Annotated in this window: 7 protein-coding genes; 3 read left to right on the top strand and 4 right to left on the bottom strand. The window is 70.2% G+C overall.

Translation table 11 applies throughout. The annotated features are described in order from the left end of the window. Positions 1 to 860 (bottom strand): multicopper oxidase domain-containing protein (locus AOK16_RS23250; protein ID WP_055474101.1); only part of this gene is annotated, 860 nt, incomplete at its 3' end. Between the two features lie 211 nt (positions 861 to 1071). On the opposite strand from AOK16_RS23250, the gene AOK16_RS23245 reads away from it, so the two are divergent. After that, positions 1072 to 3672, top strand: a complete 2601-nt coding sequence (locus AOK16_RS23245) for a ThuA domain-containing protein (protein ID WP_079101689.1) — start codon at positions 1072 to 1074, stop codon at positions 3670 to 3672. 32 nt (positions 3673 to 3704) lie between these two features. Further along, positions 3705 to 5942 carry an OmpL47-type beta-barrel domain-containing protein gene (locus AOK16_RS23240; RefSeq protein WP_055474099.1) on the top strand — a complete coding sequence of 746 codons (2238 nt, stop codon included), beginning with the start codon at positions 3705 to 3707 and terminating at the stop codon, positions 5940 to 5942. 76 nt (positions 5943 to 6018) lie between these two features. Here the strand turns inward: AOK16_RS23240 and AOK16_RS23235 are convergent, their stop codons facing one another. After that, positions 6019 to 6891, bottom strand: a complete 873-nt coding sequence (locus AOK16_RS23235) for a hypothetical protein (protein ID WP_055474098.1) — start codon at positions 6889 to 6891, stop codon at positions 6019 to 6021. 220 nt (positions 6892 to 7111) lie between these two features. Here AOK16_RS23235 and AOK16_RS27340 point away from each other — a divergent pair, with 220 nt between their 5' ends. Continuing rightward, on the top strand, positions 7112 to 7339 hold the full coding sequence (locus tag AOK16_RS27340) for a hypothetical protein (RefSeq protein ID WP_169790942.1): 228 nt from the start codon (positions 7112 to 7114) through the stop codon (positions 7337 to 7339). 40 nt (positions 7340 to 7379) lie between these two features. Here AOK16_RS27340 and AOK16_RS23230 read toward each other — a convergent pair whose 3' ends face one another. Both AOK16_RS23230 and AOK16_RS23225 read right to left on the bottom strand, forming a co-directional pair. Beyond that, positions 7380 to 8357 carry an acyl-ACP desaturase gene (locus AOK16_RS23230; RefSeq protein ID WP_055474097.1) on the bottom strand — a complete coding sequence of 326 codons (978 nt, stop codon included), beginning with the start codon at positions 8355 to 8357 and terminating at the stop codon, positions 7380 to 7382. A gap of 540 nt (positions 8358 to 8897) precedes the next feature. Beyond that, positions 8898 to 10544 (bottom strand): ABC-F family ATP-binding cassette domain-containing protein, encoded by a 1647-nt coding sequence (locus tag AOK16_RS23225; RefSeq protein ID WP_055474096.1) that lies wholly within the window; start codon positions 10542 to 10544, stop codon positions 8898 to 8900. Positions 10545 to 10593: the final 49 nt, after the last annotated feature.

Genomic DNA, 10593 nt, shown 5'->3' with positions numbered 1-10593 from the left:
TCACCGGTCCTGCCGACGCCCTCCCCGGCCACGATCTGGAAGCCGAAGGCGTCGGCAGGACCGGTGATCTTGTTGTCGATGACCCGGCTGTGGTCGTCCGGGCCCTGGAGGATGCCCGTTCGGTTGTCCGCCCAGCGGTGACCGTGGATGTGGAACGTGTGGTAGTGCTCGCCGTGCGTGATCATGATGATCTCGACCCGATCGCCCACGGTGGCCTCGAAGTTGGGGGCGGCGGTCCCCTTCTTGTTGTTGATCGTCAGGTCGTTGAAGACGATCGTGAACTGCTTGCCCGGATCGGGCAGCACGTCACCCTTCCTGCGCACCACCACCGGTCCGTACAGCCCGCTGCGGATCCCGCCGGTGCCGTGCTCGGTGCCGACCACGTGGTCGTGGTAGTGCCAGTAGCCCGCGCTGCCGGGCCGATAGGTGCCATCCGCGCGCTTGCCGGGAGTGTTGGTGCGCCAGGTGTACGTGCGCTTGCCGCCCGGTTCGACCGTGCTCCTGTTGAGGGCGGTCCCGTCGTTGGCGATGTCGTAGTCCAGGCCGTGGACGTGGACGCTGGCGGCCACGTCCATCGTGTTCTCGAACTCGATGTGGAGCGTGTCGCCCTCGATCAGCTCGATCAGCGGGCCGGGAATCGTGGCCTTGCCCTTCTCGAGCCCGTAGCCCATCTGGCCGTCCGCCAGCTTCTCCGCGTACAGCTTGACGCGGCGGACCGTGCCGCCCTCGCCGGCCACGGACCGGGTGACCCCGGACTTCTCGGCGGCCGCCTGCGAGGCGGTGGAAACGGCCACCGGCGTGATGGCGGCGGCGGCCGCGCCGCCCGCCAGGAGGCGCCGGCTGAAAACCCGCCTCGGCATGTTGCCCATTTCGGCCATCGTTCTCCCATCGTGCACGCACTTCGGGGACGGCCATCACCGTAGACCGCTGACGCTCATTCATCCACAGCCAGGACAAAGTTCGATGAGTTCGGGTCATAGCTATTGGCGGTCCGCAAAAAGAGGTCTAGCTTCATCGGTCGGCTGTTACCGCGACCCATGTTGCTGTGACCGAAAAGGGGTGGGCGTAACCATGCGGCACGCACCACGACGACAGATTCCCCCACACAGACGAGGGCCGGGTGCCCGCCCGTGGGGGGTCCGGCACGGCTGGGCCGCCGCCCTGGCCGCCGGCGCTCTCACCGCGGCCCTGCTGGGCGGCTCGCCTGCCGCCGCGCGGCCCGGGACGCCGTCGCCGGAGGCGGTCCCGCCCCGGCCGGCTTCCGGCGCGGAGGCCCTCGGCGCAGAGGCCCCCGGCCAGGCGGCGGCAGCCGCGGCGGTCGCCGCCGCGCTGGACTTGCCGTCACCGCCCGGCGGGGCGAACGTCAGGGTCCTGGCCTTCCACGCGACCCCGGGCACCGAGGAGTCCCCGACCGTCGACGCAGGCATCGAGGCCATCGAGAAGATCGGCCAACAGGGCCCGGCAGCCCAGCGGTTCGCGGTGGAGGCCACCGACGACCCCACCGTCTTCACCCGGAAGAAGCTCGGCACGTACAACGCCGTCGTGTTCCTCACCGGCGACGGCGATGTGCTCACCCCGGAGCAGGAGATGGGCCTGGAGGCGTACATGGAGGCGGGCGGCGGGTTCCTCGGGATCCACGACGCCGCGCGCACCGAGCCGTACTCCGACTGGTTCACCGGACTGGTCGGCGCCCGCCCGGCCGCGAACAGCCCCGCCTCCGCCCAGCGGGCCGTCGTGGAAGTCGGGGACCGCGCGAATCCGGCCACCAAGGGGCTGCCGCTGGAGTGGAAGCGCCCGGACAAGTGGCTGAACTGGGCGGCCAACCCCTCCGGACAGGTGCACACCGTCGCCCGCGTGCGCGAGAGCTCGTACCGGCCGGGGGAGGGCGCGGGCGGCTGGGACCACCCCATCTCCTGGTGCCGCGACTACGACGGCGGCCGGTCCTTCTACACCGGCATGGGCGGCACGGTCGACAGCTACCAGGAGACCGACTTCCGCGCCCACCTGCGCGGCGCCCTGCTGTGGACCACCCGCCTCGCCCGCGCCGACTGCCAGGCCACGATCACCGCCAATTACCGGGCGGAGCGCGTCACCCAGCCCAACCAGCCCGGCCGGAACGACCAGATCGGCGAGCCGCACGGCCTGGTCACCGCCCCGGACGGGCGGGTCTTCTTCATCGGCCGCGGCGGCGCCGACGCGAGCAAGCCCGTGGTCACCGACTGGAACAACCCCGACATCGGCAAGGGCCAGGGCGAGATTCACGTCTGGGACCCGAAGACCGGGAAGGCGACCCTCGTAGGTGCCCTGACGGTCTTCGGCAACAAGGGCGGCGGCGACGAGCTGACCAAGAACGAGGAGGGCCTCCTCGGGATCGAGCTCGACCCCGACTTCCTCACCAACGGCTGGATCTACCTGCACTACACCCCGCACTCGCAGATCAACCGCGAGACGCACATGGCCGAGCGCCGCGTCTCCCGCTTCACCGTCGACCCCGGGACCGGCAAGCTGGACCAGTCCTCGGAGCAGGTCCTCCTCAAATGGCCGGTCCAGATCCACAGCTGCTGCCACGCGGGGGGCGGCATGGCCTGGGACTCCCAGGACAACCTCTACATCGCCACCGGCGACAACAACTCCTCGCAGTTCAGCGACGGTTACTCCGGCAACAACCCCGAGCCGGACTACAAGGGCGTCTCCTTCGCCGACGCCCGCCGCACCGCGGGCAACACCAACAACCTCAATGGCAAGATCCTGCGCATCCACCCCGAGGACGACGGCACGTACACCCTCCCCGAAGGGAACCTCTTCACGGGCAAGGAGCCGGACGAGGGCGGCGGCAGGACCCGCGGCGAGATCTACGTGATGGGCGTGCGCAACCCGGCCCGTATCTCCGTCGACCGGAAGACCGACATCCTCTACGCGGGCTGGGTCGGCCCGGACGCGGGGAAGCCGAGCCCGGAGTGGGGCCCGGCCAAGTACGACACGTTCGCCGCGATCACCCACGCGGGCAACCACGGCTGGCCCTACTGCATGGGCAACAAGCAGCCGTACCGGGACCGGAACCTGCCCGACCCGAAGAAGCCGCTGGGCTGGTACGACTGCGACCACCCGAAGAACGAGTCGCCCAACAACGACGGCCTGGTGAACCTGCCGCCGATCGAGTCCAACACCATCTGGTACTCACCCCAGGGCGGCGCCCCCGACTACCCGCGCAACGCCGACGGCATCCCCAGCTACCAGACCGAGGAGGCCGAGTACCTGCTGCCGTGGCTCAAGGGCGGCGGCCAGGCGACCATGAACGGCCCGGTCTACCGCTATGACGCGGCCAGTGCCAGCAAGGAGAAGTGGCCCGCCTACTGGGACGGCCGCTGGTTCGTCGGCGACTTCTACGACGCCGACCAGCCGCGCCACGCGGTCCTGACCGACCCGAGGACGATCGGCAAGGGCGGGCTGCCGGTGCACGCCGAGTCCCTCAAGAAGATCGTCCCGGTGGGCGCGGAGGGCATCAAGAACCTCATGGACTGGAAGTTCGGCCCCGACGGCGTGCTCTACGTCCTCGACTACGGCCGCGGCTTCTTCACCTCCGACGCCAAGTCGGCGCTCTGGCGGGTCACCTACCAGGGCGGGCCCGCGACCCCGGCGGCCAAGGAGCTGGCACGAAAGGCGAGTTCATGAAACGTCGAATATCCGTCAAGCGGCGAACGTTCATGGAACCGGGCGGGCCCGGGAGGAGGATCGGCAAGGGGCGGCCTCTGACGTCGCTGCTCGCCGCCTTCCTCCTGCTGCTCGGCCTGACGTCGGGCACCGTCGCCGCGTACGCGATGCAGGCACCGGTCGGCGGCGCCGGGCGGGCCGCGGCCCAGACCCTGACCTGGACCGCGGGCGACGACATCACCCAGTACGCGTCCGCGCCCACCACCGCGGTGGCCGGACCGACGACGATCGTCTTCGAGAACAGCGCGGCCACCGGCAACACCACCGGCATGCCGCACACCCTGACCTTCGACGTCTCCGACCCCGAGTACAACAACGACGTCCCGCTCAACATCCTCGCCAACCCCGCGGACGCGCAGGGCGGCAGGCACACCGCCGAGGTCACGCTCACCCCGGGCCGCTACCGCTTCCACTGCACCATTCCCGGCCACGGCTCGATGCAGGGCATCCTCGTCGTCACCGAGGGAGGTGGCGGCGAGGACACCACGGCGCCGGCGACCTCCGCGAAGGTCGACGGCGACAAGAACGCCGACGGCGCGTACGTGGGCATGGCGTCGGTGACCGTCTCCGCGACCGACGAGGGCGGCTCGGGCGTCGACACGGTCGAATACGCCCTGGGCGAGGGCGAGTTCCAGCCCTACACCGAGGCGGTGATGGTCCACGAGGTGGGGACGCACACGTTCCGCTACCGAGCCACCGACAAGGCCGGGAACCAATCGGCGGCCGGGTCCGTTGACTTCACGGTGGTCGCGCCGCCGACCGACGACACGGCGCCACCGGAGACCTCCGCCACGGTGACGGGCGAGAAGAACTCCGAGGGCGCCTATCTGGGCTCGGCGACGGTCACCGTGACCGCGTCCGACACCGGCTCGGGCGTCAACACCATCGAATACGCGGTGGGGGAGGGGGAGTTCGGTGCGTACACGGCACCCGTGGTGGTCGGCGACGTGGGAACCCATACCGTCCGCTACCGCGCCACGGACAGGGCGGGCAACGCGGCCGAGGTGGAGTCGGTCGACTTCACGGTCGTCGCCCCGCCCGCCGAGGACAAGACCCCGCCGGAGACCACCGCCGCCGTGACCGGCGACAGGAACTCCGATGGCAACTACCTCGGCGGCGCGAAGGTGACGGTCACCGCGACGGACGCGGACTCCGGCGTGGAGAAGACCGAGTACTCCCTGGACGGCGGCCCGTACCTCGCGTACACCGCGCCCGTGACCGTCGACGGAGTCGGCCGCCACACCGTCGCCCACCGCGCCACGGACAAGGCGGGCAACACCTCCGAGCCCCGGCAGGTGTCCTTCACAGTGGTCGCGGGCGGCGGCGTCCCGGCCCCCAACTGCCCGGAGTACGACGAGCGCCTGACGGTGATCGTCGGCACGGTCGACACCGGCGTGCCCAACCGCGTCACCCGCAACCGCTGCACCATCAACGAGCTGATCGAGGACGAGAAGGACTGGACCTCCCAGGCCCTCTTCCTCAAGCACGTCAAAAAGGTCACGGACGGGCTGCTGGCCGACGGGGTCATCGACCGGCGCGAGTACAAGGCCGTCAACCGGGCCGCCCAGCAGTCCGGCATCGGCAAGCCGGGCCAGAACACCGGTTACCGCGACCTCTTCGACGGCACGAAGGCCTCCTTCGACCGCTGGCAACACGTGGGCGGCGGAGCCTTCGGCCTGAACGAGGACTCCACGATCACCAGCAGCACGACGGTGGCGGGCATGGGCATGCTGTGGTTCCCGCAGCGGAAGTACGACGACTTCTCGCTGAAGCTCCAGTTCCGCGACGACGCCGCGGGCACGGCCAACGCCAACAGCGGCGTCTTCGTCCGCTTCCCGGACGTCCACGACCACCCCGAGGAGTCGCGCCCGGAGTGGGTGGCCATCAAGTACGGCCACGAGGTGCAGATCTTCGACAGCCCGACCGGCGACATGTACAAGACGGGCTCGCTCTACGGCTTCGACCGTGTCGGCCTCAGCGGCACGGGCGCCACTCCCAAGGGCACCTGGAACGACTACGAGATCCGCGTGGTCGGCCAGCACTACAAGGTGTTCCGCAACGGCGTCCTGATCAACAAGTTCGAGAACACCGGCGGCCAGGTCTTCGAACCGCCCCGCGGCGACGACCCGGGCACGGACGGCCGCCGCTACGCCTCGGGCTACCTGGGCCTCCAGACCCACAGCACGGGCGACGTGATCTCGTACCGGAACATCCGGATCAAGGAGTTGTAGGAGGCGCGCGGGGCCGAGCAGGGGGCGATCGTCGCGGCGGAAGAACCGGCGATCGCCCCTTGCCGGGTTGCTCCTGTCAGCCCGCTGCCGCCCGGTACCGGTACTCGGTCGTGGCGACGATGCAGATGCCCGGCTGGATGGCCAGGGCGCGCAGGGTCCCGCTACCGGCGTGGTAGTCGATGCCCTCGGCCTCGAAGGTGCCGGAGCAGGCGCTCTCCTGCTCCAGCGCGCCGATGTTGGTGACGTGCCCGGTGACCGTGCCACCGTCCAACGGCCGCTCCAGGTCGATCTGGTGGATGGGCAGCGGGTTGGGCCACAGGTCGGTGGCATGGTCATCGGAGGCGCACACCAGCCGGGTCGCGGTGACGAAGTCGCAGCCCTGGAGGTCGCGCACCCGCTTGTCGAGATCGATCTGCGCGGCCCGCGCCAGCTCCCCGCCGGTGGCCGGGGTCGCGGGGTTCAGCACAGGAGCCGGGAACACCAGCAGCCGGTCGGTGTCGCCCCACTCCCCGGAGACCAGCCACTGCGCGTCGGGGGAGACGGCGGCGAAGGAGTTGTTGTACTTCTCGCCGGGCTCGAGCTGGTGCACGTAGGTGTAGCTGACGTTGGCCGGGGTGGTGACCCGGAACATCTTGGCGGTCGCCGCGTCCTGGTCCTCGTACGCGTCGAAGACGTAACCGGAGGCGATGTCAGGATCGCCGACGTGGTTCCACCCCTGTGCGGCCAACTCCGCGGGTATGGACCCGATCCCGCGGTAGAGCGTCCCCCCGTTCTCGTAAGTGGCCACTCCCTGCCCGGCGTTGAGGCTCCCGACCGTGGACGACCCGACCTCCTGCCACCCGGCGGGCGCGTCGGCTCGCGCCGTCGCGAACGCGCCGGCGACGGCCAGCGCGGCAGTGCTGAACACAACGAACGCGGCCCGAAGGGCCGCACGCGATCGCAGGCTCATGCGTGTTGTCTCCTCCTCGGAACCGGCCACGCGCATCGCGACCGGTGTCCGCCGAGCGTATGACGCACCGTTAACTCCTACGGTGCACCCACGAAACCGCCCCCAAAACATCCCCGAAACGAAACTGCCCCGATGGCCAGTTCTCGACCGTCTGTGTTGGTTCTTGTGGTCTTGTGTGGCTTGGATGGGGGTTGTTTATCCGTCTGGCATGGGAGATTTCGTGAACCACGTGAAGGTGCGTACTTCAGTCGTGCTCGGCGCCGCGGCGCTGCTGTGCGGTGTCGTGATCACTGGGCCGGCTGCCGCGGTCGGAGGCCTTGCCGGCGCCGGTGAGTCCGTGGCCACTGCAACTGTCCGCGCCGATGGCAACGGCGGATCGGCGGAGGAGCCGGGTGTGCCGAGTAATGACCAGATTCTGTGGACCGTTGAGGAGCTCAGGCGGCGCTGAGCCACTGACCCGCGGGGTCGCCCAGGACGGTGACCGCCCTTTACGCCGAGGCCTGGCGGGCTGCGCGGCGGGCCAGGAGGGCTTCGCGGCGCTCGTCGAACTTGGTGGCCTGGTCGTCGAGGCCGCCCATGTACAGGCCCAGCTCCTCCTGGGCCTTGAGGCCCTCGGGGCCCAGGCCGGAGATCTCCATGATCTTCAGGAAGCGCAGCACCGGCTGGAGCACGTCGTCGTGGTGGATGCGCAGGTTGTAGATCCCGCCGATCGCCATCTGCGCGGCGGCGCGCTCGAACCCGGGCATGCCGTGGCCCGGCATGCGGAAGTTGACGACGACGTCGCGGACGGCCGACATCGTCTGGTCGGGGGCGAGCTCGAAGGCCTTCGAAAGGAGGTTGCGGTAGAAGACCATGTGGAGGTTCTCGTCGGTCGCGATGCGCGCCAGCATGCGGTCGCAGACCGGGTCACCGGAGTGGTGGCCGGTGTTGCGGTGCGAGATGCGGGTCGCCAGCTCCTGGAAGGCGACGTACGCGACCGAGTGCAGCATGCTGTGCCGGTTGTCGGACTCGAACCCCTCCGACATGTGCGCCATGCGGAACCGCTCCAGCTCGACCGGGTCGACGGCCCGGGAGGTGAGCAGGTAGTCGCGCATCACGATGCCGTGCCGGCCCTCCTCGGCCGTCCAGCGGTGCACCCAGGTGCCCCAGGCGCCGTCGCGGCCGAAGAGGGTGGCGATCTCGTGGTGGTAGCTGGGCAGGTTGTCCTCGGTGAGGAGGTTGACCACGAGCGCGATTCGGCCGATGTCACTGACCTTGGACTGCTCGGGTGCCCACGCCTCGCCGCCGAGCGGCCCGTCGAAGTTCCGGCCGTCGCTCCACGGCACGTACTCGTGCGGCATCCACTCCTTGGCGACCTTCAGGTGCCGGTTCAGCTCGGTCTCGACGACCTCCTCCAGCGCGTAGAGCAGCCGGGCGTCACTCATTGCCTCCGACGACGCGATGAGCGGGGCGGGGGTGATGGTCACAGCGGCTCCTGGGGCGTGCGGACGTGCTTACGGGGGCGGGGTTGATGCCCCTACGGCTCGCGGCGTTCACGGGCGTACGGCTGGCTCGCCGTACCGCGCCGGAAACGCGCGGAAGGCACGCCGGGACGGCGTGCCTGGTCCTACGACTCCGTAGGTTACGAAACCGTAGGTTAAAGCCTCGGTAAGGCTGCGGCCAAGGGCAGGGAAGATCAACCCCCTTCTGTCCCCTTATGCTCCTGCTGTGAGACTGGCGTTCGTCCCAAATGGGCTGGTGTATACGGCTGTTGGGGCCGGTCGGTGAAGGCCCCAGGTCGGACTACCGGTACAGATCCTCAGCCGCACCGGCAGACATGTGACGCATCCCTCAGGCTTTTCGGACTCCCCGATGTCCGATTCTCGATCTCCCGCGCGACTTCTCGATCTCCTGCGCGACCCGCGGCCGGGCGCGGCACACCGCCGGGCGCGGCCTCGGATCCGTCCGACCTGCGCGGCACAGGCCCGGGCCGCTCCCGAGGCCTCCTCCCAGACCCCGACCTCCCTCTAGACCTCCTCCGGATCCACCGGCGCCAACTTCCCGGCCAGCCGCACCCAGCGGGTGATTCCGATCCCCTTCAGGAACGGCACGTCGTGGCTCGCCACGATCAGCCCTCCCTCGTACGACTCCAACGCGGCCGAAAGGCTGCGCACGGAGGCCATGTCGAGGTTGTTGGTGGGCTCGTCGAGCATGAGGAGCTGCGGGGCGGGCTCGGCGAGCATCAGGGCCGCCAGGGTCGCCCGGAAGCGCTCGCCGCCCGAGAGCGTTCCTGCCCGCTGGTCGGCGCGGGCGCCGCGGAAGAGGAAGCGGGCCAGCCGCGCCCGGATCCGGTTGCCGGTCGCCGCGGGCGCGTACCGCGCGACGTTTTCGGCGACGGTCAGGCCGTCGTCCAGCAGGTCCAGTCGCTGCGGCAGGAAGCGCACCGGAACGTGCGCCACCACCTCGCCACCCGCCGGTTCCAACTCGCCCGCGATCGTCCGTAGCAGCGTCGTCTTCCCCGCCCCGTTGCGGCCGACGAGCGCGATCCGCTCGGGGCCCCGGATCTCGAACCCGGCCACGCACGCGTGCCCGGGCGACTCCGAGGACCCCGCCCCATAAGGCAGCCGGAGGTCCTTGAGAGTCAGGACTGTCCGGCCCGGCGGGACCGCCGTGTGCGGGAGGTCGACGCGGATCCCGGCGTCGTCCCGCACCGCCTCCCTGGCCTCCTCCAGCCGCTCCCTGGCCTCCTCCAGCCGCTCGGCGTGCAGGCCGCGGTGCTTGCCCGCGGATTCCTGGGCCGAGCGCTTGCGCGCGTTCATGACGATGCGCGGCTCGCGTTTGGAGTCGTACATCTTCTGCCCGTACCGGACCCGCCGGGCCAACTTGACCTGGGCTTCGGCCAGTTCGCGCTGCTGGCGCTTCACATCCGCCCCGGCGGACCGCACCATCCGCTCGGCGGCCTCCTGCTCGACGGCCAGCACCTCTTCGTACGAGGACAGGTTGCCGCCGTACCAGCGGACCTCGCCCGCTCTCAGGTCGGCGATCTGGTCGACCAGCTCCAGCAGTTCGCGGTCGTGGCTGACGACGACCATCACCCCCGACCACGACGCGACCGTGTCATAGAGGCGGCGCCGGGCATCCAGGTCCAGGTTGTTCGTCGGCTCGTCCAGGAGCAGGACGTCGGGGCGGCGCAGCAGCAGCGCGGCCAGTCGGAGGAGGACCGACTCGCCGCCCGAGACCTCGCCTATGGTGCGGTCGAGGCCGATGTGGGCGAGGCCGAGCTGGTCGAGGGCGGCCCGGGCCCGTTCCTCGACGTCCCAGTCGTCGCCGACGGCGGTGAAGTGCTCCTCGCTCGCGTCGCTGCCCTCGATGGCGTGCAGCGCGGCCCGGGTACGGGCGATGCCCAGCGCCGCGTCCACGGCCAGGGCGGTGTCCAGGACGAGGTTCTGCGGCAGGTAGCCGACCTCGCCGGCCGTCCTGACGGTCCCGGAGGCCGGGGCCAGCCGCCCGGCCATGAGCCGGAGGAGCGTGGACTTGCCGGAGCCGTTGAGGCCGATGAGGCCGGTCCGGCCGGGGCCGACGGCCAGGTCGAGGTCCTGGAAGACGGTCGTCCCACCGGGCCAGGCGAAGGTCAGGCCGGAGCAGGTGAGGGACGGCGGGGTGGAGTGAGCCATGGGGTGGTCTCCCGGTGATGCGGCGTGGGCCGGTCTCTTATACACAGCT

The organism is Streptomyces pathocidini (assembly GCF_001418495.1).
Taxonomy (GTDB): domain Bacteria; phylum Actinomycetota; class Actinomycetes; order Streptomycetales; family Streptomycetaceae; genus Streptomyces; species Streptomyces pathocidini.
The sequence above is the reverse complement of the archived record's forward strand: the minus strand, read 5'-3'. Positions and strand labels throughout refer to the sequence as shown.

What these genes read in the sequence shown, in the direction of transcription:
- AOK16_RS23245 (WP_079101689.1), top strand. Translation starts at nt 1,072, where the DNA reads ATGCGGCACGCACCACGACGACAGATTCCCCCACACAGACGAGGGCCG.
- AOK16_RS23240 (WP_055474099.1), top strand. Translation starts at nt 3,705, where the DNA reads ATGGAACCGGGCGGGCCCGGGAGGAGGATCGGCAAGGGGCGGCCTCTG.
- AOK16_RS23235 (WP_055474098.1), bottom strand. Translation starts at nt 6,891, where the DNA reads ATGAGCCTGCGATCGCGTGCGGCCCTTCGGGCCGCGTTCGTTGTGTTC.
- AOK16_RS23225 (WP_055474096.1), bottom strand. Translation starts at nt 10,544, where the DNA reads ATGGCTCACTCCACCCCGCCGTCCCTCACCTGCTCCGGCCTGACCTTC.